We start from the raw sequence: 22,472 nt of genomic DNA, 5'->3' as shown, positions 1-22,472 counted from the left end.
GACTGAGTGAGTTGAAGGCGATCGGCAGGCTGCTGCTGGTGCTGCCGCTGCTTCTCTGCGTCCCGTCGCCGCTCGACGCCCAGATGCGCAGCTTCGATCCCATGTCCCTGGTGCGGAAGGCGGCCGCGGGTCCGTCTCCCGGCGTGCGTCGCCTGCTCGACAGCATGGTGCTGCGCGAAGTCACGCTGAACATCGTCGCGGACGAAGCCCTGCGCCAGAACTACACCCTTCTCGCCGCGCACGAGGCGCTGGTATCGGCCGGCGCGCTGGTGGCGCAGCGCGACGCTGCCTTCGACGTCAGTCTCAGCGCATCCCTGAACGTCGGGATGTCGAAGACGGGAGATCGCATCGAGATGATCGGGCGGCCGAGAACGCCGGACAGCGACCTGACCGCCGACGAGGATGCCGACGGCATCCCCGACTTCGTCCAGGGCGGCACCAAGACGGTCGAGGAAGTCGATGGCGAAAAGGTCCCCTGCGTGCTCGAGGACGACCAAGTGGTCAATGGCGGTATCGGTCCCGGCCTGTGCGGCCAGATCCCGGTCTATTCGACGGCCAAGGAGGCTGCAAGCCTGAAGAGCCCCTCGACCAAGCGAATCACTGCGTCGGTCGGTGCGTCGAAGGTATTCTCGTTCGGCACCGCCCTGAACGCTTCGCTGAGCACGAGCTACAACCAGAAGAACGGCGTCCAGGCGCCGGCGCTGACCCGCCCGATCTCGGTCGAGGACCCGTTCGGCTGGGGAGAGAAGCTGTACTGGACTGCGGGCGCATCGCTGAGCGCCACGATCTCGCTGCCCTATACCAAGGGCTTCGGCGAGGCAGGGTCGAAGGAAAGCCTGGACCTGGCGAGCGCCCGCAGCGGCGACCGGCGTGCGGCCTTCGTGGAGCAAGCGGTGCGCAACGCCACCCTGGCGGAGGTGCTTCAGACCTACTGGGACATGATCCGCAGCCTTCAGGACATCACGATCCTGAACGAGCAGAAGGTGGTGCTGGACCAGCGGCGCGCCCGCGTCACTCGGCTGCTCGGCTCCGGCACCATCACCAACTACGAGCTGGGCCAGATCGACAGCGAACTGGCGTCGTTCGTCCTGCGGGAAGAGGCGGCCTGGACCCAGTACCTGCTGCGCTCCAGCACGCTGCTGACGCTGATGGCGGGAGATGCAGACACGATCCTGGTGCCGGCCGACGCGGAGGCGCTATTGGCGGATGCCGTGCCGGAGCCGCCGGCCGACGCCTACGACCGCGCCATGATCGGCAACCCCGAGATCATGGCCGCCCAGGAAGACGTCAACGTGGGCAAGTTGAACCTCGCCTACCGCGACAACCAGTCGCTGCCGGACATCGATCTGGTGCTGACCGCCAAGCTGACCCAGAGCGATACGACGTTTGGGTTCAGCGATCCGGGCACGGCGATGCTGAACCTCGGCAAACCGGACCAGACCAACATCTTCGTCGGTGTCCGCTACCTCTACCCGCTGGGCAACCAGGCGGCAAAGGCGGCGCTGAGCCGGGCCAGGATCGACGAGCGCAATGCCTTCGACCGCGCCCAGCAGACGCGGCAGCGCATCATCAATTCGGTCGACCGGGCGCTGGCCGACATGCGCGGCGCCCAGGCGGTGATGCAGGTCAGCCAGGGCGACATGGAACTGGCGTCGTTCGCCTACGAGAGGCTGGTCGAAGAGCGGGAACGCGGGCTGGCGACCGAGTTCGAGGTGATGAACGGCTATCAGGACGTGCTGTCCGCCCGCCTCAACCAGGCCAGCGCCCGCGTCGAGATCCATAAGGCGCGGGTCCGGCTGGGTGCGGCACAGGGAACCCTTGAGGAGGACTTCCTGCGATGAGGAGACTTGGAACGGCGGCCCGCGCGACGGTGTCGGGGCTTGTCCTCGCGGCCGTCCTGGTGCCCGCGGCGCAAGCCCCGCTTCGGGCACAAACCAAGCCGCGCCCTCCGGTCCAGGCTCCGGCGCCCGACGCCCTGGAGGTGCCGCCCGGCATGTTCACCCTGGATGCGGCCCGCATCGCCGACGAACGGACCGGCAACGCGGTGGTGGCGGCGACGCGCGAGGCGCTGGCGCGGACCGGCGTGCTGTTCGCGCCGCTGGAGATCCGCGAGATCGGCCTGCGCGACGCCGTCATGGCGGCCTTGCAGCGGAACCTTGACATCAAGCGGAGCGGTCTGAGCAAGAGCGTGGTCGAACGGGCGCTGACGGAGGCGGAAGCGGTGTTCGACCCCGTCTTCACGGTGTCCGCATCGGGATCGATGTCGCGCAGTTTCGACCGGGTCGAGCGCCCCATGCAGTGGAAGCCGGCGACCCAGGAGTACAAGCGGGGCCAGCAGATCAAGACCAGCGAATCGATCGAGAACGTCTTCCTGTGCGGCGACATGATCGACATCCTGGAGCAGCCGGAGGACATGCAGGTCAGGTTCCTGACCGGGCGTCTGGTCACTCCCGATGCCAACGGCGAGTGCCATGTCCGGGTGCTGCCCGCAACGGCGCCGGTGGCGCTGGTCAGTTTCGACAAGCAGCGGGTCGCCGGATATTATCCGGTCCACAAGCAGGCGAGCACCAAGAGCCCGACGGGCCAGGACGAAAGCTACACCGGCGCCGGCGGCGTTTCCCAGCGGTTGCCATGGGGCGGCAGCATCGACGTCAGCATCGCTTCCACCTATCACGACACCTACTACACCAACAATCCGAACGATCCGCTGACCCGGAGCTACGGTTCCTACAAGCGGCCCTGGACCGCGCGCGCCTCGCTCAACACCGGGCATGCCCTGCCCTACACCAAGAATTTCGGCGACGGCGACGACAGCCGCCTGGCGATCGACGTCGCCAGGATCAGCCTGAACATCGCCGACTTCGCGGTCCGGGGAGTCGTCAACCAGACCTTGCAGACGGTGGACGGGCTATACTGGTCGCTGGTCGGCGCCGTCCACCGTCTCAACGCCGCCGCCGGCTCCGTGGCGCTGGCGGAGGAAACGTCCCGGCGGATGCGGAAGAAGATGGAGCTGGGGCTGGCGACCGAGAGCAACCGCGCCCAGGTCGATGCCCAGCTGGCCCGGCTGCGGGCGACGCAGCAGCAGATCTTCGGCGATTACGTCACCGCGTCGGAAACCCTGCGCGAGGCGCTGAACGAACAGGACGAGGTGCTGATCCTGCCGGTCGGGTACAGCGCCGTCCTGGACAACCCGCCGGAAGCGCCGGCCGGACCCGCCAGCGTCCTGGACAGTCCCGATTACCTGCGGGCGGAGACGGCCGTCAGGATCGCGATGCGGGTGCGCGACACCCGGGTCGCCCAGACCCGTCCGGACCTGTCCATCAGCTCCGGCGTTCAGCTCGGCCAGAGCAACGCCGTCTTCGGCTATTCGAGCATCAGCGAATCCGTCAGGAACCTGATCAGCTACGACACCGCCTCGGCGAGCATCGGCATCCTCTACCGCCGGCCGCTCCTGAACCGGGCGGCGAAGGCGGCGGTCACGATCGCCGAGTCCGAGATCGCGCGCCAGACGCTGCTGCTCCATCAGGTCGAAACCCAGATACGGGGCGAGTACGAGGCGGCGCGGATCCAGATGGTCAGCGCCCGCCAGCGGATCGAGGATTCGCGGAAGCGGCTGGAGATCGTCAGGGGCCTCTACGAGCGGGCGGTCCGGCTGGAGGCGGGCGGGGTGGTGACGGCTTACGAGACGATCGGGCGGCTCGGCACCCTGCTCGACGCGCAGCTGAACCACGTGCTGGCCCGGATCGACGCGCAGACGGCCCAGACCCGCCTGCTGGCCGCCGTCGGTGCCCTGGCCGACCGCTATGGCGAACGCGTGGCGCAGACCGCCGACGACCGCCAGCGGATCGCGCACCTGCGGCAGACCGGTGGCATGGTCACCTTCGGAGGTCCGCTGTGACGCTGTCCCGCCTGATCGCGAAGCTTCCGGCCGCGCTTGCCTGCGGCCTTGCCGCCGGCTGCCCGTCGTGGGCGGCCTCGGCCGGCGAGCCGGCGCGGTTCCCGCTGGAGGACCTGAAGCGGAACAGCGCCGCCGTCACCGAAATCGTCCGACGGCAGATCGTCGAGCAGCCGACCGAGCGGGACGGCAGCCGGTCGGCCCTGATCGGGGACCTGCTGAAACGGCGTCCCGATATCGGCGGCGCCCGGGTGCTGGAGCCGGTCGACCGGCGGTCAGCCATCGCCAGCGGTCTGGGGAACAACCTGACCGTCGCCATCGGTCTGACCTCGCCCGAGCGCACAGCGGCGCTGGCGCGGGAGGCGAGCGCCGTCTTCCTTCCCGTGCTGGACCTGACCATCGGCTACGGGCGCATCGATGCCGAGCACAGGACGCGGATCGGCCAGGCGATCACCAAGGCCGTCAATGCCGACGGCTTCAACATGAACTCGCCGTTCAAGAACCTGCCGCCCGCGGAGAACGCCGGGCAGGCCGTCATCACCGACATGAAGCTGCGGCCGGTCAAGGGCGGCAAGCTGATCGAGCTGCCGATCGAGGCGACCAGCGGACGCGAATTCGGCGCGCCCAAGGAGAGCCTGAACTATACGCTCAACATCACCCAGGAGCTGCCCTGGGGCGGAACCTTCACGATCACCGACAGGACCGTGCAGCGGGAGGTCTATTACCGGGGCGGATACTACTGGGAGGACGGGCAATGGAGCACCGGCCTGTCCGGCAGCCTGAACATGCCCCTGCCCTTCGCAAAGGGCTTCGGCGCCGGCAACGACAAGCTGGCCGCGTCGCGCAGTGCGGCGGCCGTCGCGGAGCGGGCCGACTGGGACCTTCAGGCGCTGGTCAACAAGGTCCTGCTCGACATCGACACCGCCTATTTCGACGTCGTCCGCCGCATGGAGGCGCTGGAGACCACCGTCGGAAACCGCGACATGATCCGGAAGCAGAAGGAGCGGATGGACCGGCTATTCGACCTGCGTCAGGTCACCCGGTTGCAGAAGGCGCAGATCGATGCCGAGGCGGCCAAGGCGGAGGTTCGGGTCGAGCAGGCGCTGAGCGACTACGTCGCGTCGTCGCAATCCCTGTCGCTGCTGATCGGCGACAGCTCCGTCGTGGGCGGTGCCGCCATATACCTGCCGGTGGACTACGACGACGACCTTGCGCGGGCCATGCCGGTGAACTTCGAGGAAGCCCTGGCGACCGCCCATGCCGTCCGCCCCGACTTCAGGATCAACGATATCAACAAGCTGCTGCGCGAGATCGCCGAGGCGCAAGCGCGGACGAATGCCCGGCCCGACATCAGGGTTTCCGCCAGCGCCACCTCCTCCCAGGCCGGAACGACCTATGGCTACGCCGACCCGCTGAACAGCCACACGAAGATCGCGACGCCCGACAAGCTCGACCAGAACTATGGCATGACCTTCACGAGACCGTGGGGGAACCGGGCCGCCTATGCCGATGCGGAAAGGGCGGAGCTTGGCCTCAAGGATCAGGAATACGCTGGCGAGGCGCTTGCCAATCGGGTGCGCCGGGAAATCACGGAGAAGCTGGTGGCGGTCCAGGCGGCACGGTCGCGCCTGAGGAACGCCACGGCCGAAGCCGACAACATGGCCGCCGCGGTCGCCAGCCTGGAGCGCCAGCAGGCGCTGACCGGGACTGTGTCGGAGGACGAACTGATCGTCGCGACGCGCCAGTTGCTGAATGCCCGGCTGAGCCTTACCGGAGCCCGCGTCGATGCCAAGCAGGCGGAGAGCGGGCTGCTCTACGCGCAGGGCACGATCGCCGGGGCATTGGCGTCGCAGTCCGCCAGCAGCCAGCTGGACCGCAACCGCATCGGCATGCTGTCCGATGCCGGCTTCCTGAAGTTCTTCACGCAGCCTTCCTCCACGCAGCCTTCCGGTTCCGGAAACCAGCCACAGGAAAAACCATGAGAATCGGAATAATCGCCCCGGCCGGCTCGCCGCTCGCAAAGCGGCTCCAGGAGAAGCTGATCCTGCTGACCGGCTCTGCCGCCGATCTGTTCGACGCGGACCTGCCGGAAGGCACGCGGGTCAGCCTGGGTGAAGGCGGCGCAAGCTGGGACGGCATTTCGCTGGACGGCTTCGACGGGCTGTTCATCCACGGCTTCCGCTACGAGGACCCGGTGCTGCCGGTGGCAGACCCGGCGGCCGACTGGTCGCTGTGGCAAGCGGGGCATGTTCGGCAGCAGCAGCGCTACAGCCTGTTCTACAGCCTGCTGGCACGCCTGGAGGCAGGACATCAGCGCCTTTACAATGGTCCGTCCGTCCATCTCGAAGGCTTCTCTCGGCTTCACCAGCTGGAGCGGCTGGGTCTGACGGGCGCGCGGGTGGCCGCCGCCATCGTCACCAACGATCCGGCGGAGGCCGAACGGTTCTGTTCGGCCCATACGGCGGCGGGGGCGCCCGTCGTGTGGCGGACCGCGACGGGCCGCTGCGCGTGGCAGATCTTCCGGGACCGCCAGCGCCGGCACCTGATCGCCGCCGACAAGCCGCCGGTGATGCTGGCTCCCGTCGTCCCCGGATTGCTGCGCCGCGCCTTCGTGATCGACGGGCAGGTCGTCCTGACGGTGCAATGGGCGGCGCCCTCGCTGGAGTCGCTGGAGCGGTTCGAGCAATTCCATGTGGTCGAAGCGGCACGGGATGGAAACGGGATCGAGGGCCGCTCGCTGTCGGCGCTCGGAATCCGATGGGGCAGCGCGCTCTACGTCGCGGGACCCGAAGGACCCGTCATCTACGACGTGGATGTCGACCCGCTGATCGCCGATCTGCCTGCTCCTTTGCGCGACCACTTGGCATCGTGCCTCGCGGCGGGCCTGGCCGGGGGGCAGCCGCCCGCCTATGAGGGGCCGGCCGTAATCGAGCGGGACAGTCTGTTCCTGCGCCGGATGCTGCGGATCCAGTTCGAGATGGAGCAGACCAAGTTGGCGGAACCAGCGGCATGATGCGGACCGGGTCGGTATTCCGGCCAAGTCGCACCGGGAGCAGGTTCACGCATTCCGGTTAATTTACATTAACAAATGTCGTCGCAGTTGCTTAAAAATCTATACTTCTGCATATTGCTGGGAGGGTTGAATGGGGTAATTCGAAAGGCTATATCCTTCCGCCGCTCCCTGTTCCCGTGGCCAGGATCTCCCGCCGAGCGATGACCAAATCGAACGAAGATCGAACCGTGATGATGCGCGACGCCGGCCGGAAGGATTCGGCCGGTGCGAACGCGGCAGCCACCAGGCAGGCCGCCAACCCCGATGGGCGCCTGATCTGCCTGGACCCGTCCCAGGTCGATGGCGGCAAGAGCGAGATCGTCGTGCCCCTGAAGGGGAGCAAGGACGTGACGGTCGGCCGTGGCGACACCAGCACCTTCATCGTGGCGTCGCGCAAGCTGTCGCGACAGCACGCGCGGCTGTTCTCCGGCGAAGGTTCCTGGGGAATCGAGGACCTGAACAGCACGAACGGGGTCTATGTCAACGGCCACAAGGTCACCACGATCTGGCTGAAGCACAAGGACGAGGTCCGGCTCGGATCGCTGGCGTTCAGCTTCGAACTCGACCGTCCGCCCGCCGGGGTCCAGCAGGTCGGCAGCCGGCCCGTCCCGGTCAGCCGCGACGACGACATGTCGGAGCGCACCATGATGGTCGGAAGCCTCGGCGCCGGCAAGGCGGTGCTGGAAGCGGTCCGCAAGGTCGACACCCCCGTCCGGCTGAAGGTCGAGGAGGAGGAGGAGGAGGACGGCGCAGAGCATGATTCGTCCGGTCTGCGCCGCAAGCTGATCCTTGGGGCGGTCGTCGCGGTGATCCTGGCCGGCCTTGGTGGCGGTGCCGCCATCTGGTACCCGATCCACAAGAAGCAGCAGATCACGGCCCAGACAATCGAGCGGTCGGCGCATATCCGGAAGCGCGTGATCGACCGGGCGGCCCAGGTCGCGGCCGGCAGCCAGACCGTGAACTTCGACCAGGATCTCAACGAACTGGCGGAGGCCATGGCCGAAAGCGGACGCCTGCTGGCGTCGGAGCCGAATGCCGTGCTGGCGGACAGTACGGCCCGCATGAAGTTCCTCTCGTTCGAGCGGGAGTTCCCGCCGCTGCTTGCCAAGGGCGACATCAAGGGAATGCGCACGCTCGTCGAGCGGTTGGCGACCGATGTCGAGGCCCTCACGGCCGGCGTTCCCGCCAGTGCGGAGCATGGCCAGACCGACGGTCTGCTGGCTGTCCGCGAACTGACCAAGCTGACCCGTATCCTGATCGACTTCCGCGCTTTGTCGCTGGAGTTTCCCCAGGTATCCAAGCTGGCGCCGGCTCAGCCGAAGCGCGACCGTATCCAGTCGCTCGACGCCGCGAAGCTGGATTTCACCCGTATCCGCCGGGAGACAAACCGCTACCTTTCCGTCGACTACGTCGTCTTCAATACGGCGGTGAAGGCGGTCGAGGAGCGGGATCTGGCGCTTCTGAACCAGTGGAAAGAGTTGCTGGGTTCCAATCCTGGATGAGGGCTGAGACGCACGGTCATGGAGATCCGGACCGAAGAGACGATGGCGGTGATGTTCGCGGATGTCTGCGACAGCACGCGTCTCTATGAGGTTCTAGGCGATGCGGCGGCGCTCGCCCTGACCGGCGAGTGCATACGCCAGATCATCGGGATCGCCGGGCGTTACGGCGGAAAGCTCGTCAAGACCATGGGAGACGGGGCACTGTTCACCTTCGTCTCGTCCGACGACGCCTATTGTACCGCCGTCCACGTCCAGGAGACCCTTCGAGGGGCCGACCTGAAGGTAAGGGTCGGCTTCCATGCCGGTCCCGTGATCGTGGCCGACGACGACGTCTTCGGCGCCACGGTCAACATAGCGTCCCGACTGGCAGGCCTGGCAAGCCCCGGCGAAGTCGTGATGAGTCGGGCCTGCGTCAATGCCCTTCATCCGGCGTACAGGTCCAACACCCAGCGGCTGAACTCCGCCGTCGTCAAGGGCAGCGCCGATGCGGTGGAGATCTACCGGACCTTGGGAGATCCCGAGAACATCACGGTCGCGGTCGGGCAGTTCCAGCACACGCTGGAGAAGCGGCTGGGCTTTCTGACCCTGACGTACCAGGGGAAGCAGTCGAGGCTGGACGGATCGTCGGGGTCCATGCTGCTGGGACGCGATTTCGGGTGCGGCCTGATCGTCAACAGCGACTGGGCGTCGCGGCGGCATGCCACGCTGGAAATCCAGAACAGCCGCTTCACTCTGACGGACCACAGCACCAACGGGACCTTCTGCCTCGACGACAATCAGCGCCTTCAGGTCCTGAAGCGGCAGGCGACGTTTCTGCTGACATCCGGCGTGATATCGCTCGGCATCGACCCGAGCCAGAACCAGGACAACCTGATCCGCTACCAGTTCGCCACGGTTGAACGGCTATGCGGGGACGGCTGGTGTCCGCTTCCATTCTAGAGGAAGCGGGCCAGCACCACGGTCACGTTGTCCTTGCCGCCATGGTCGTTGGCTTCCTGGATGAGCTGCCGCCAAGCGGCGTCGAGGCTGGTTTCACCGATATCGGCCAGGATGTCGATGATGGTGTCGTCGGGCACCATGCCGTTCAAACCGTCGGAGCAGAGCAGATAGATGTCGTCCGCCTGGATCGGCTGCACGGAAAAGTCGGCCTCCACATCATCCACGATGCCGAGCGCCCGCATGATGATGTTGCGGTTGGGAGGATCGCCGGACCGGCCGGCATCGACCCATGCCTGATAGAGGCTGTGGTCGTGCGTGACCTGATCGAGCCTGCCCTTGCGGAACCGGTAGAGCCTGCTGTCGCCGACATGGAAGACGACCGCCTGCGACAGCCCGTGGGGGAGCCACAAGCCGACGAGCGTGGTGCCCATACCGCGCCCTTCCGGATTCCCGAGTTCCCGGTTCAGACCGACGATTCGCTGGTTCGCCCGGTAAACGGCAGTGCGGACGATATCGACCGAAACGTCGAGCGGGCCGAGTTCCGGCGAGCCCTGCCCGTCCTCGGGAGGTTCGTATTCAAGTATATAGTCGTTGACGGCTTCGATCGCCGTGCGGCTGGCGATATCGCCTCCGATATGGCCGCCCATGCCGTCGGCGACGAGGACAAGCCGAAGATCATTGTCGATCTGGAACGAGTCTTCGTTCTGCGAGCGGACGCGTCCGACATCGGTGCCGCCGGCGAACTCAACTGAACGTGGGGAACTGCCTGCCATTCAAGATTACATCCGGATCGGGACCGGCTGGAATGCCGGACCATAGTCAATACTACTGTGCGTTAATGTCACCCTAATACCGGTCACTCAAGGTAAATATCACCATGCCGCAATTCCCGAATTCGGAACAGGGACGATATGGTTGACCACTGTGCCGGTCTTGCCATGGATGCCGAATGCGTGGACGGCGAGAGTAATAAATGATACATCTGACGGCAGCATACCCGCTATGGCTTATTCGCGCGGGCAGCAAATTGCCACGGGCCGCGAACACCGGCGGACGATGCCGGCAGGGCTGTCAGGGGAAGGTTTCATGAACAACGATCTGAACGTCCAGCAGAGCGGCAAGGCGGGCGGAGATGGCTTCGGGTGGTCGGCATCAGGTTCGACCGGAACCGGAGGCGCCGGCACGGCGGAGGCTTCGTCCTTCGGCGGCCTTCTCGGCGATGCTCAGGGACAGGCGGCAGGCGGCAACGGCTTTTCGGCGTCCTCTTCCGGCGGCGCCTTCGGCGGCGACGTCAGCGACAACACGGCAATCGGCTCGATCAACATCAGCTTCTAAGCCGGAGATCCTGGAGTCGGCCTCGATTTCCGAGTCCAGGCCCCAGGATCAGGTGCTCCGGCTTCATCGGCTTATTCCAGGCTCGAGGCATTCATGACGGTGAGAGTTGCACTTTTCGCAAACCATGACAGCGCGCAGATCGCCGAAATCGCAGCCCAAATCGCCGAACTCGGCGCCGAACCGGTGCCGCTCGACATCCAGATCGGGCGCGCCGGCAAGCCGACGCTGACGATCGGCCAGACGCGGGCGCCGCGCTGGGGCGATGTCGACTTCACCGATATTGCCGCTATTCACATCCGCTGCACGGCGCCCCGCACCCTGCCCGTCCTGCCGCCGGTGCTGAACGAGGCGACCTATACCGATTACCGGCACGGCTACATCGACGAACAGGCGCTGAACGCGTCGACCTACGGCTTCTTCGAGCACCTCCACCTGACCGGCAGGCTGGTGATCAACCGCCTGACGTCGGCCTATGTCGATCATAACAGCAAGGCGCAATTCTACGAGAAGCTGCGTGCCGCAGGATTCAGCGTGCCGAGATCGCTGAGCACGAGCGATCCGGAAGAGGCTGCGCGTTTCCTCCGCGAAGTCGGCGATGCGGTCGTCAAGCCGGCGATCGGAGTGGGTTCCACCCGGGGCGTCACCGCCGAGGACCGAGCCCGGCTGGACGAGCTGCTGCTGTGCCCGGCGCTGTTCCAGCATCGGGTTCCCGGATCGACCATCCGCATCCATATCGTCGGCGACCGGGTCGTGCTGCCGCTGCGCATCCTGGCCGACGGTATCGATTCGCGGACCGCCACGCGCGGGTTCGAACCGGTGACGCTGGACCCGGCCGAGGAGGCCGCCATCGTCCGGGCCAACCGGTCGCTGGGTCTTCACTATGCCGCCTGGGACGCCATCCTGGGCGACGACGGCCGGCTGACCTATCTAGATTGCAACCCGGGTCCCTTCGTGATGTGGCTGCCGCCGGAAGACCGCCGGACGGTGTTCGGCGCGCTGGCTCGCTATCTGGTGACCTTCGCGCGGACGGGATCGCTGGAGGAGGCTGCCTGAGGCGGGGGATCCGAGCGTCGGCTGGTCGGGAACGTCAGATGTCGGGCTGAAGAGGCTCGACCTACGTCAACGTGATTTTTTAAATCCGTTGGTAAGAAACGGAGGCTTGAAGCGGACGTCAATCAGTCCACTATGGGTTCGAAGAAGCGTGACGACGGGGCGAAGAGGATTTCAAGGAAGCGCTTTTCGCCCGTCTTGATCTGGGCATAGCCTTCGATGCCGATCTCCAGCGCCCGGGTCAAGCCGCTCGGCCCCGTCACCGTTTCCTTCTCCAGCGCCACGTTGACGAGGTAGAGGGAAGGTTTGCCGGGCTCCGCCGCGGCGGGCTTCGCCGAGATTTCGGTGATGCTGCCGGTCTGGACGCCGTAATCCTGCGTCGGGTAGGCGAAGTATTTGATCTGGACCTTCTGGCCGCGCCGGATCTTGCCGATGTCCCGGTTGGGGATCAAGACATGGGCCTCCAGCGGCGCCGTATTGCGGACCATCGTGAACAGCGGCGCTCCCGGATTGATGATCGTGCCCCGCTGGATATGGACGTTGGTCACGACACCGTCGACGATACTGGTGTAGAGCGCCTTGTCGTCATCGTAACGGACACCGGGGACGAGCGTGCGCGACTCCAGGAGACGCCTGTTCAACTCGGCGATCCTGTCCCGGTTCAGCGCCTGATCGCGTTGGCGGGCGCGCTTCAGATTCTCGATCTCGTTCTCCTGGCGGGCCTGCGAGAAGGTCTCGGCGATCTGGGCGCGGTCTCCCTTGGCGCTTTCCAGCGCCAGCCGGACGTTCTGTATCTCCGCATCGGCGTTGTTCAGCGCCCGCTGAAGGTCGCTGACGCGGGTCTGTGCCCGCTGAAGCTCGACCTGCGGGATGTCGCGCATGGCGAAGAGCTGCTGCTTGACGCCGAGGTCGCGACGGGCGCTGCCGAGATCCTCGTCGATGCCGGCCCGGTTGCGCTGGGTGATCTGGAGCTGGATATCGATCTGGCGGATGCGGTTGTCGATCGCCGCCTGCTCGGTAGCCCTGCGCTGCGTCAGGTTAAGACGGTCCAGTTCCATCTGGCTCAGCCGGAACTCCGCTGTTTTGGCCGCTTCACGCTCCTGGTGCTGCAAACCGCCGATTTGGCGTTGCAGCGCCTCCTGCTCCGGCGTGGTCGCGGCACGGATCTTTTCCTGAATGGTGGCAAGTTCGTCGCCGACGGAAACGGGCGAGTTCTCGCCGACCTCGACGCTTTCGATCAGGCCGCCGCCGATCGCCTGGATCACCATGGCCTGACGCTGGAGCTTGAGCGGCGCCTCTACCACCGTGTCCTTGGTCGCGTAGCCGGAATAGATGAGCATCCCGATCAGCGTGAAGAACAGGAAATACACGGCGCCCCGGAAGAAGGCGTTGGGCGAGCTGTAGAGCAGCGTCGCGGCCTTCAGGGGGTGGCGGGTATCGTGGGCGGCGTTCCTGCCGGGCGGCTTTTTCGGAGCTTTCCTGACGGGCTTGGCGGCTGGTTTGGCAACCGGCTTCGCTACCGGCTTGATGATCGGCTTCGCCGAGGTTTTGGCCTTCGGCTTCTCGGTGGACGGCTTTTTTCCGAACAGCTTCATGCCGGCGCGATGCAGACCTGATGGCGAAGCCATTCCTCGAACAGCACGTCCTTGATCTGCTTCACCAGCGCATCGTTCAGCTTGGTGACGGTGCGGGAATAGATCTTATAGATCGTCCATACGCCGTTTTCGGCGAAGGGGCCGATGACGCCGTCGTCGCGGCATGCGAAGGCCCGTTCATCCACCTCGCCCGGAAGCATGCCGCGCTTGAGGTTGCCGATGTAGCCGCCGCTGAAACGGGTGTTTTCGTCCACGGAATACTGCCGGGCGAGTTCCACGAAGTCGGTTACGCTGTCGGTAGCGGCCGACAGCGCCTTCTCCGCGTCGGCCTTGGTGCGGCACGCAATGCGGGCGACCGAGATCGAGGTGAAGCGCGAGCTGTGCTGGCGGTAGTAGTTCTGCACCAGATCTTTCGTCACGATGGCGTCGCGAAGCCGCTCCCGCCGCATTTCGGCGGAGATCGTCGCCAGCCACTGTTCTTTCGTCAGCCCGAAATGCTTCAGGTAGGATGTGAACGCAGCGTCGTCCCAGAGGCCCAGCGTGGTACGACGGGCCTGAACCCGTTCGTCTATTTCCGCCTGCGGCAGGGTGACGGTGTGTTCCCGCAATTTGTACTCGATGACTCGCTGTTCGATGATCTCATAGATGGCGGTACGGAAGGTCCCCTTGGCCTTGAGGTGCAGGATGACGTCGGCAACCGAGATGGCGTCGCCTTTGACAGTGGTTACCGCGGTACCAAGCTCCATGATCCACCAGTGTCTTGTTTTTTCTTGAAATGTCCCGTGCCGGCGCGTCGCTCGACGCAGCGATCCCAGGGCAGAGGCAATCGGCTTGAGTTTAAATCAAATTCGTTACTTCATTATGACCGGCTCTCCGCCCGGTCCTACGGCCAATGGTGTTATTACCACCTATGTCACCGTCGCCATGGGCGGTTCGGGATCCAAATGGTGAACCAAGCCGGCAAACCGGCGGGCCGAACGGTTGATTATCCTGATCGTCCAATAATCGCGGGTTCATGATGCAGCAAACCAGATCTCGCTTCCGCCGCCGCCGGTTGCCGTATGCCGCCCTGGTGGCGGTGTGGCTGACCGGGATGGGAGCCTATCCCGGCTGGGCACAGGAGGCACCGTCCGCTCCGGCGGCCGCGCCGGCGACCGCTCCAGCGGCCCCCTCGGCGTCCGGGGTGGAGGAAGCCGCGAAGCCGAGTACCAAGCGGCAGACGCTGACGGTTCCCGGCGGCGATCTGGCATACTCTGCGACGGCGGAGATGATGCCCATCGTGGACGCCAAGGGTGAGACGACGGCACGGCTGTTCGTCGCTTCCTATACGCTGGCGGACAAGGACCCCGCGACGCGGCCCGTCACCTTCCTTTTCAACGGCGGTCCGGGGGCGGCATCCGCCTTCCTGCACCTGGGCGTCGCCGGCCCCCGCGTGCTGGCGACGAACCCCGACGGGTCCCTGCCCCGCCCGCCGGCGGCGCTGATGGACAACCCGGAGACATGGCTGGCCTTTACCGACCTGGTGTTCGTGGATCCCGTCGGCACCGGATTTTCGCGGGCGACGGGGAAGGACGACGACGCGGAAAAGCGCTTCCTCGGCGTCAAGGCCGACGTCGCCAGCCTGTCCGAGATCGTCAGGCTTTGGCTGACCCGGAACGGCCGCTGGGCGTCGCCCAAGTTCCTGGCGGGCGAGAGTTACGGCGGCTTCCGTGCGGTGATGATGGCGCGCGACCTTCAGCGGAACGCCGGGATCGCGCTCAACGGCATGGTGCTGGTCTCGCCGGCCCTGGAGTTCTCGCTGCTGCGCGGCGGCGATTACGACCTGCTGGGCTGGGCGATGGCCCTGCCCTCCATGGCGGCGTCGGCGCGGGACAACGGATTGGGCGTCCCGACCGGCCAGGAGGACGCCGAACGTTTCGCGCTGAACGACTATCTAGTCGGGCTTGCCAACCCGGCCGACCCCGACAGCGATGCCGCCAAGGCCTTCAACACGCGGATATCCCAGCTGACCGGCGTACCGGTCGATGTGGTCGAGCGATTCGCCGGCAAGCTGCCGATCCAGGTCTTCGCCAAGGAACTGCTTCGGGAACCCGGCCGGATCGTCAGCCTGTACGACGGCACGATCAAGTTCCCCGATCCCAGTCCGGAGCGCCAGTCGGTCGGGTCCGACCCGTTGCTGGATGCGCTGATCGCGCCCTATTCCGCCACCTTCAACGATTATGTCAGGCGGGAACTCGGCTTCGAGAGCGAAGTGCCGTTCCGGCTGTTGAACTGGCGGATTTCCGGGGAATGGGACTGGGATGTCGGGCGGCAGCAGGGCTTTGCCGGAGCGACCGAGTCCCTGCAAAGCGCGATGGCGGTAAATCCGGACATGCACGTCCTGATCGCGCATGGTGTCCACGATCTGGTGACACCCTATCTGGCGTCGCGCTGGCTGATCGATCAGCTGCGGTTGCCGCGCGAGGTCAAGGCGAACATGGCGGTGAAGACCTATCAGGGAGGGCACATGATGTATATGCGTCCAGAGGAGCGCCGGTCGATCAACGAGGATGTCCGCCGCCTGTTCGAGGCGGCGCTGGGCGGGCGCCGGTGAGCCGGCCGTGATCGGGCGCCGTGCCTGGATCGGGACGGCGGCAGCCTTGACGCTCGTGCTGCCGGCCGCGGCGGCGGCGGCCGATCTGGCGACGCTGTCGGCGGCGCGCTGGGGCATGGACGCCGGCGAGCTGGACCGGGCGCTGGGCGACTTCGACACTCGCCTGCCGGGACGCTGGGACTTCGGGCGCTATTACGCCGACTCCAGCGTCGAGAACGTCGAGGTCGCGGGTATTCCGTTCCGGGCGTTCCTCCAGATGGACCGGAAGAGCGGCAGGCTGTCTCAGGTCCTGCTGGAACGGCGCGGACACCAAGCCACCCCGATGGTGTTCGAGGATATCGCCAATGCGCTGATCGGGCAGTTCGGCGAGCCGGCCGAGAACACGAACGACGGCAACGCCGCCGTGCCCTCGTCGGTCCGGCTGGTCTGGAAGCTGCCGGACATGACGATCAATGCCAGCTTCTTCGACTTCAGGACATCAGCCATCTTCTCGGAGGATCCCAACGTCGAGCCGAATCCGCTGGTGCCTTACGCGGAACGCCGCCGCAACAATCCGCGCACCTTGCCGCGCCGCGCGCTGATCCGCTTCAACCCTCCCGGATGTGACGGAGCAGGATGCTGACCAGCTTCTCGCAGCCGTCGCGATCCTGGTCGTCGAAGCGGCCGGGGATCGGGCTGTCGAGGTCGAGGACGCCGATCACGCGGCCGTCGGCGAGCAGCGGCGTCACCAGTTCGGAACGGGACGCCGCATCGCAGGCAATGTGCCCGGGAAAGGCGTGGACGTCGGGGACGACCTGGGTAGCGCGGGTCTCGGCGGCGGCGCCGCAGACACCCCGGCCGACCGGGATGCGGATGCAGGCGGGCTTGCCCTGGAACGGACCGAGGACCAGTTCGCCGTCTTTCATCAGGTAGAAGCCGGCCCAGTTGACGTCGGGCAGGCCGTGGTAGATCACGGCCGCCATGTTGGCCATGTTGGCGATCAGGTCGATCTCTCCTGCCAGGATGCCTTCGAGCTGGCTTGCCAGCTCGGCGTAGAGTTCCGGCTTGGGAGTGGAGGATGCCGGGGCGGTGAAGTGTTCAGCGGCCATGGGGGATATCCGTGCTTTGGGGATCTGGGTCCACTACATAGGGTGGATACTGGAAGGGTGGATGTTGGAAAATCGAGGAAACCGATGAGGACGCTCTACGTCGATACCGAGACGAGCGGCGTGGCGCAGGGGCCGGGCGGGCTGGTCGAGATCGCCGTGGTGGACGAAAACGGATCGGTGCTGTTCGAGCAGCTGGTCAATCCGATGCACCCGATCAACCCGTTCTGCGTCCGTATCCACGGGATCACGGACGAGATGGTGGCACAGGCGCCGACCTGGGACGAGATCAGGCCCGAGCTGACCGCGTTGCTGGAAGGATCGCATTTCGTCGCCCATAACGTGAAGTTCGACCGGGGGGTCGTGGGGGAAGCCGGTGACGGCATCCTGGAGACGACCTGCACCGTGGAACTGTGCCGCCGCAAGCTCGGCTATCCGCTGAAGCTGGCGCTGGCGGCGGAGCGCGCTCTCCATGTCGCATCCGGACCATGGCACCGGGCGGCGGCCGATGCGCTGGCGTGCCGCAGTGTGCATGTCTGGCTGTCGGGCTTGCCCGACCTGGCGCCGGAGGAGCGGCGGGCGCTCCAGGCGGCCCGCAAGCGGGAGAAGCACGCGGCGCGCGCCGCATTGAAGGAGATCGACCCCCGGCTGGCCAAGGTGCGCGAACAGAAATGCCCGATGCCGTTGCGCCATGGCCAGCCCTGGACCGAGGAAATGGACGTCCGCCTGGGTCAGATGTGGCGCGAGGGGCGCGAGGTGCTGGATATTCTGGAGCTTTTCCTGCGGACGCCACGCTCGATCTTCGCCCGGCTGGAGCATCTGGGCCTGATTCCGCCGGAGCACAATCCATATGGATCGCGCCCCGGCTGAGATCCGGTTTGAGTGGTCAGCCTTCCGCCATCCGCGCCAGGATGGCGGCGTGAGAGCGGATGCCGTTCCGATAGCACTTCAGCTCGAACTTCTCGTTCGGCGAGTGGATCAGGTCGTCTTCCAGGCCGAAGCCTACCAGGATCGAGTCGAAGCCCAGTATCCGCTGGATGTAGCCGACGACCGGGATCGATCCTCCGGAGCCGACCAGAACAGGCGGCTTGCCGTAGATGTCGGCCAACCCGGCCATGGTACGCTGGAGATGCGGACTGTCGACCGGCACCTTGATGGCGGGCGAGTTGCCGAAGGTCTTGATGTCCCAGCGGGCATCAGGCGGCGTGCGGGCGTCCAGGAACTCCTTGATGCCGGCGAGGATCTTCTTGGGGTCCTGACCGGCCACGAGCCGGCAGCTGAACTTGGCCGAGGCTTCCGCCGCGATCACCGTCTTGGAACCGGCCCCGGTGTAGCCGCCCCAGATGCCGTTGATGTCGCAGGTCGGACGCGCCCAAATCCGCTCCAGCGAGGACCAGCCTTCCTCGCCGCGCGGGGTCTTGAGGCCGACGCCGCCGAGGAAGCCCGCTTCGTCGAAGCCGAGGCCGCGCCACTGCTCACGCTCGGCGTCGGAAAGCGGCTGGACGTCGTCATAGAAACCGGGGAACTGGACCCTGCCCTGGTCGTCGTGGATCTGGGCCAGGATACGGGTCAGCGCGTTGATCGGGTTCAGCACCGCCCCGCCGTACATCCCGGAATGCAGGTCGTGGCTGGGACCGTGCAGCGTCACTTCCAGATAGAGCATGCCGCGCAGCATGTAGGTGATCGCCGGCGTCTCGATGTTCCAGCTGTTGGTGTCGGTCACGACGCAGATGTCGGCGGCCAGTTCTTCCCGGTTTGCTTCCAGGAAGGGGACGAGGTTGGGGCTGCCGGTTTCCTCCTCGCCTTCGAGCAGGACCGTGATGCGGCCCGGCAGGGTGCCGTGAACGGCGTGCCACGCGCGGAACGCCTCGATGAAGGTCATCACCTGACCCTTGTCGTCGACGGCGCCGCGAGCGACGATCCGCTTGCCGTGCCTGGCGTCTACGATGGTCGGCTCGAACGGCGGGCTGTTCCACAGCTCCAACGGCTCCGGCGGCTGGACGTCGTAGTGTCCGTAGTAGAGGACGTGCGGACCGGTCGAGCCGGACGGTCCCGGATGATGAGCCACGACCATGGGATGGCCGGGAGTGTCGCGCAGGCTGGCCTCGAACCCCATGCCGGTGAGCTGGTCGGCGAGCCACTGCGCGGCCTGGCGGGTCTCGCCCTTATAGGCGGGATCGGTGCTGACGCTTCGGATGCGCAGCAGGTCGCGGAGCCGCTCAACCGCCTGATCGAAATCGAGGTCGAGATGGGCCAGCACGGGTTCGACGGGAAGCATGGTCTGTCCGTTTCGGTTATGGCGGCCCGTCACCAAAGCAGATGCCGCAGCGTACGGCAAGCCGCCAAGGGTGGATGAAACCGGGGCAGATCAGGTTGGGTCAGGTCAGCGGGCCGGGCGGGTTGTGGATCGGCGGAACCGGGATCGGCGCCGGAGGTTCGTCGATCGGCGGCGGTTCGTCCGGATCGGCCGGGTTGCCGGGATCGGGCTGGCCGGGCGTCGGCGGGATCGGTCCCGTCAGATGGAAGTCGAACGGCGCCTGTTCGTCTATGGGCATGGCTTACCCTCCATTCGATTTATGTAGTCCTGTTGTTTCCAACAGCGGACGAGGCCCCACCGTTCCGCGCTGTCAGATCTTGACGAGATCGGTCGCGACTTCGTGCAAGAACCGGGCGATGGTGGCGTTGACGAAGTCGATGTCGGCCTGCTACGAACCGCTCGCCATGTGGCCCTGGTCGGAGTCGATCTCGACCAGCGTCGCCCTGGGGATGTGCCGGGCGGCGAAGCGGCTGTCGGCGGGCGGATGCAGGAGGTCTTGGCTGCCGGGCATCAGGAGCGCACGCGCCTGTATTCTGGCGAGGGCTTCGGCGTAATCGCCGCCCTTCGCGATGTCGTGCAGGTCTTCTGCCCTGGTCTGATAGATGAAATCGTTGGCGTCCCAGTTCTTTGCCGCGTCGGCGGTCCGCTCGTTCAGCCAGCCGACGACCTGGCGGTTGTCCGTGAACTCCTTGTCCATCCAGTCCCAGTGGCGGACCCAGGTCTCCAGCGAGGCTGCTGCCGCCCGCAGTCCTTTTTCCGGCTGCTCGGTGTAGGCGCCACCGGCCCAGGCGGCATCGGCCATGATCGCCTGACGCTGGCTTTCCCAGATGGCGGTCACCCAGGGGCTGGTGCGCGCCATGGATACGATGGGTATCACGGCCGCTATCTCGTCCGGGAAGCTGGCGGCCCACTGGTAGGCCTGCATGCCGCCCATGGACAATCCGACGACGGCGAGCAGGCGGTCAAGTTCCAGTCCCTCGGCGACCAGCCGGTGCTGGGCGTCGACCATGTCCCGGATCGAGAACTGCGGGAACTTCGGACCCGGCTGGGTCTCGCTGTTGCTTGGCGAGATCGCGCGGCCGTTGCCCAGCGTGTCGGCGGCGATGATGAAATATTTCCCGGGGTCGAGCGCCTTGCCCGGTCCGATCAGGAAGTCGTGGCGGTGGTGCGTGCCCATCAGGGACGGCAGAACGAGGATGGCGTTGTTGCGCTGCTCGTTGAGCGTGCCATGGGTGACGTAGGTCAGGAAGCCCTTCTCGATCACCTGCCCGCTTTCCAGTCGGAAATCGCCGAGGTCGAATCGCTGGTGCGGAGCCGCGCCGGGAGCGTCGGCATTCGCCGCGCCCGCTGTCATGGCCACGGCAAGACAGGCGCCCAGCGCCGCGTTAAGCAACTTTCTCATCTTGTCGGCCTCCTCGGTTTACGATGGCGGGTTCTCCCGTCATCCGTAGTTCCGAGCGGGATTGAAGCAGGTGAGGGATGCACGGTGCAAGGTTGACCTCCGCCCTGCTTCGGGCCAGCTTCACTCACTCCCGAAGCATCAACCGAGAACCGGCGCCCGCGATGACCACCGACATCTCCACTCCCCTGCTCCCGTACCGCATCACGATCTGCGGCCTGAACGAACTGGCGGGACACGCGCAAAGCGGCTTCAGCCATGTGGTGTCGATCCTCGACCCGGAGCGGGCCGATCCCGAGGACTTCACCGTCTATGCGCCGCACCGCAGGGTGCTGTGGCGGTTCGACGATACCGTGGAGCAGCGGGCGGGCTTCACGCCGCCGGCCGAGCGCGACGTCCGCAAGATCCTGGCGCTGGGCGAGGAGCTGCTGGCGGAAAAGGCGGACCAGCTGCTGATCCATTGCCATGCCGGCGTTTCCCGCTCGACCGCGACGGCGGTCATCCTGATGGCGCAGAACAATCCGGGCCGCGAGGCCGATGTGTTCGGCGAACTGGCGCGGGTCCGGCCCCGGAGCTGGCCGAACAGCCTGATGGTCGGCATCGCCGACACGATCCTGGGCCGCCAGGGCGCCCTGGTGCGCGAGCTGCGCGACCATCACGCCAAGGTTGCGAAGGCGCATCCCGACCTTGCCGAGATGATCCGCCTGCACGGCCGCGCGCACGAGGTGCCGGAGGTCTGAGCCGGCTTAGGAAGGTTTCAGCATGTCCTCGACGGCCCGCCACAACGGGCCTTCGGGGGCTGCGAGGTCGTCCAGGACGGTGAAGTGATTGCGGCCGGCAATGTCGAGGGTTTGGGCCGAGCCGCCGGCTTGGCGCAGGGCTTCGGCATAGGACTCGGTCTGGCGGTGGAACTCGGCGCTCTCCAGGCCGCCGACGGCGGCGAGGACCGGCAGAGGGTCCGCCGGCAGGTGGCGGATCGGGCTTTCGGTCAGAACGTCCTCGGCGGTGAACTGCACGGAGGGCTGGAGCCATGACCAGCGGAGCGGTTCCAGGTCGAACAGCCCGCTGATGGCGCAGGCGCCCTTCAGGAAATCCGGCGGCAGGCCGTAGTCGCGCTGCCACGGCGTCGCGATCAGACGGCCTACCAGATGCCCGCCGGCGGAGTGGCCGGAAACGGCAATCCGGTCGCGGTCCGCTCCGAACGCGGCGGCGTTGTGCCAGACCCAGGCGACGGCCGCGCGCACCTGACGGACGATCTCCGCGATCCTGACCTTGGGGCAAAGCTCGTAGTTGACGACGACGGTGGTGACGTCGCCAGCAAGCCCTGACCCGGCGATGAAGCTGAAGTCCTCCGCGCTGAAGGCGCGCCAGTAGCCGCCGTGGATGAAGACGTGGACCGGGGCGTTCGGGGCGGCGGCCGGGAAGATGTCGAGATATTCGGCGAGGGTCGCTCCGTAGCTCCGGCGCAGCCATCCGGCATTGCCGGCGCGAGTCACGGCGCTGCGCTCCTTCCAGCCGCGGACGATGCCGTCGACATCGTCGACGCCGATGCGGGGATTGTACTCTCGGTCGATTTCTTCCTGGGTGGCGAGATGACGGTACATCGGACCGTTGGTTTCCTGTCCAGTTTGCTCGTTGCCACCCACTGTCGTCGCGAATGCCCGGTTATTCAAGAGGCGGAGACGGTGTGGGCCGCGACACCGTTGCAGC

The 22,472-nt window shown here is 66.1% G+C and carries 20 protein-coding genes; 12 read left to right on the top strand and 8 right to left on the bottom strand.

All coding sequences use genetic code 11. From position 1 onward, the window contains the following. Positions 1 to 11 precede the first annotated feature (11 nt). The 6 genes from N826_RS18995 to N826_RS18970 all read left to right on the top strand — a co-directional run bounded on the left by N826_RS18995 (position 12) and on the right by N826_RS18970 (position 9,388). On the top strand, positions 12 to 1,841 hold the full coding sequence (locus N826_RS18995; RefSeq protein WP_044431401.1) for a TolC family protein: 1,830 nt from the start codon (positions 12 to 14) through the stop codon (positions 1,839 to 1,841). Continuing rightward, positions 1,838 to 3,898, top strand: a complete 2,061-nt coding sequence (locus N826_RS18990) for a TolC family protein (RefSeq protein ID WP_044431399.1) — start codon at positions 1,838 to 1,840, stop codon at positions 3,896 to 3,898. Before N826_RS18995 ends, N826_RS18990 begins: the two co-directional genes overlap by 4 nt. Beyond that, entirely contained in the window at positions 3,895 to 5,877 is a 1,983-nt protein-coding gene (locus N826_RS18985; protein ID WP_044431396.1) for a TolC family protein, read from the top strand. Before N826_RS18990 ends, N826_RS18985 begins: the two co-directional genes overlap by 4 nt. Further along, on the top strand, positions 5,874 to 6,908 hold the full coding sequence (locus N826_RS18980; protein WP_044431393.1) for an ATP-grasp domain-containing protein: 1,035 nt from the start codon (positions 5,874 to 5,876) through the stop codon (positions 6,906 to 6,908). Before N826_RS18985 ends, N826_RS18980 begins: the two co-directional genes overlap by 4 nt. Before the next feature lie 200 nt (positions 6,909 to 7,108). Continuing rightward, on the top strand, positions 7,109 to 8,449 hold the full coding sequence (locus N826_RS40275) for an FHA domain-containing protein (RefSeq protein ID WP_052831599.1): 1,341 nt from the start codon (positions 7,109 to 7,111) through the stop codon (positions 8,447 to 8,449). An 18-nt stretch (positions 8,450 to 8,467) separates the two neighbouring features. Next, positions 8,468 to 9,388, top strand: coding sequence for an adenylate/guanylate cyclase domain-containing protein (locus N826_RS18970; RefSeq protein ID WP_044431391.1), 921 nt, complete (start codon positions 8,468 to 8,470; stop codon positions 9,386 to 9,388). Here the strand turns inward: N826_RS18970 and N826_RS18965 are convergent. Next, on the bottom strand, positions 9,385 to 10,161 hold the full coding sequence (locus N826_RS18965) for a PP2C family protein-serine/threonine phosphatase (protein ID WP_044431389.1): 777 nt from the start codon (positions 10,159 to 10,161) through the stop codon (positions 9,385 to 9,387). The two genes, N826_RS18970 and N826_RS18965, sit on opposite strands and share 4 nt — an antisense overlap. Before the next feature lie 313 nt (positions 10,162 to 10,474). Between N826_RS18965 and N826_RS18960 the strand changes: the two genes are divergently transcribed. Then, positions 10,475 to 10,723 (top strand): hypothetical protein, encoded by a 249-nt coding sequence (locus N826_RS18960; RefSeq protein ID WP_044431386.1) that lies wholly within the window; start codon positions 10,475 to 10,477, stop codon positions 10,721 to 10,723. Between the two features lie 93 nt (positions 10,724 to 10,816). Then, complete coding sequence (locus N826_RS40270) at positions 10,817 to 11,776, top strand: ATP-grasp domain-containing protein (RefSeq protein ID WP_052831597.1); 960 nt, start codon at positions 10,817 to 10,819, stop codon at positions 11,774 to 11,776. A 122-nt stretch (positions 11,777 to 11,898) separates the two neighbouring features. Here the strand turns inward: N826_RS40270 and N826_RS18950 are convergent, their stop codons facing one another. Further along, complete coding sequence (locus tag N826_RS18950; protein WP_084720884.1) at positions 11,899 to 13,401, bottom strand: beta-barrel domain-containing protein; 1,503 nt, start codon at positions 13,399 to 13,401, stop codon at positions 11,899 to 11,901. Further along, positions 13,365 to 14,114 carry a peptidylprolyl isomerase gene (locus tag N826_RS18945; RefSeq protein WP_044431381.1) on the bottom strand — a complete coding sequence of 250 codons (750 nt, stop codon included), beginning with the start codon at positions 14,112 to 14,114 and terminating at the stop codon, positions 13,365 to 13,367. Before N826_RS18945 ends, N826_RS18950 begins: the two co-directional genes overlap by 37 nt. 269 nt (positions 14,115 to 14,383) lie before the next feature. On the opposite strand from N826_RS18945, the gene N826_RS18940 reads away from it, so the two are divergent. Continuing rightward, positions 14,384 to 15,961: a S10 family peptidase gene (locus N826_RS18940; RefSeq protein ID WP_084720883.1), complete on the top strand. Its 1,578-nt coding sequence runs from the start codon at positions 14,384 to 14,386 to the stop codon at positions 15,959 to 15,961. 7 nt (positions 15,962 to 15,968) lie between these two features. Then, positions 15,969 to 16,583, top strand: coding sequence for a hypothetical protein (locus N826_RS18935; RefSeq protein WP_147039948.1), 615 nt, complete (start codon positions 15,969 to 15,971; stop codon positions 16,581 to 16,583). Here the strand turns inward: N826_RS18935 and N826_RS18930 are convergent. After that, positions 16,549 to 17,049 (bottom strand): GAF domain-containing protein, encoded by a 501-nt coding sequence (locus tag N826_RS18930; RefSeq protein ID WP_044431375.1) that lies wholly within the window; start codon positions 17,047 to 17,049, stop codon positions 16,549 to 16,551. The genes N826_RS18935 and N826_RS18930 overlap by 35 nt on opposite strands. Before the next feature lie 84 nt (positions 17,050 to 17,133). Here N826_RS18930 and N826_RS40265 point away from each other — a divergent pair, with 84 nt between their 5' ends. Next, positions 17,134 to 17,916 carry a 3'-5' exonuclease gene (locus tag N826_RS40265; RefSeq protein WP_052831592.1) on the top strand — a complete coding sequence of 261 codons (783 nt, stop codon included), beginning with the start codon at positions 17,134 to 17,136 and terminating at the stop codon, positions 17,914 to 17,916. Between the two features lie 16 nt (positions 17,917 to 17,932). On the opposite strand, the gene N826_RS18920 is transcribed toward N826_RS40265, so the two are convergent. The 3 genes from N826_RS18920 to N826_RS18915 form a co-directional block, all read right to left on the bottom strand. Next, a complete protein-coding gene (locus tag N826_RS18920) occupies positions 17,933 to 19,324 on the bottom strand; it encodes a dipeptidase (RefSeq protein WP_044431373.1) in 1,392 nt (463 codons plus the stop codon). Positions 19,325 to 19,424: 100 nt separating this feature from the next. Continuing rightward, on the bottom strand, positions 19,425 to 19,601 hold the full coding sequence (locus tag N826_RS44235; protein WP_169789378.1) for a hypothetical protein: 177 nt from the start codon (positions 19,599 to 19,601) through the stop codon (positions 19,425 to 19,427). A gap of 150 nt (positions 19,602 to 19,751) precedes the next feature. Further along, positions 19,752 to 20,765 (bottom strand): alpha/beta fold hydrolase, encoded by a 1,014-nt coding sequence (locus N826_RS18915; RefSeq protein WP_084720882.1) that lies wholly within the window; start codon positions 20,763 to 20,765, stop codon positions 19,752 to 19,754. A 161-nt stretch (positions 20,766 to 20,926) separates the two neighbouring features. Between N826_RS18915 and N826_RS18910 the strand changes: the two genes are divergently transcribed. Next, positions 20,927 to 21,502, top strand: a complete 576-nt coding sequence (locus tag N826_RS18910) for a tyrosine phosphatase family protein (RefSeq protein WP_052831605.1) — start codon at positions 20,927 to 20,929, stop codon at positions 21,500 to 21,502. 6 nt (positions 21,503 to 21,508) lie between these two features. Here N826_RS18910 and N826_RS18905 read toward each other — a convergent pair whose 3' ends face one another. Further along, positions 21,509 to 22,366, bottom strand: a complete 858-nt coding sequence (locus N826_RS18905; RefSeq protein ID WP_044431371.1) for an alpha/beta hydrolase — start codon at positions 22,364 to 22,366, stop codon at positions 21,509 to 21,511. Positions 22,367 to 22,472 lie beyond the last annotated feature (106 nt).

This window comes from Skermanella aerolata KACC 11604, from assembly GCF_000936425.1.
In the GTDB taxonomy this organism is placed as follows: domain Bacteria; phylum Pseudomonadota; class Alphaproteobacteria; order Azospirillales; family Azospirillaceae; genus Skermanella; species Skermanella aerolata.
Note: the sequence above shows the minus strand (reverse complement) of the source record. Positions and strands in the feature narration are given on the sequence as shown.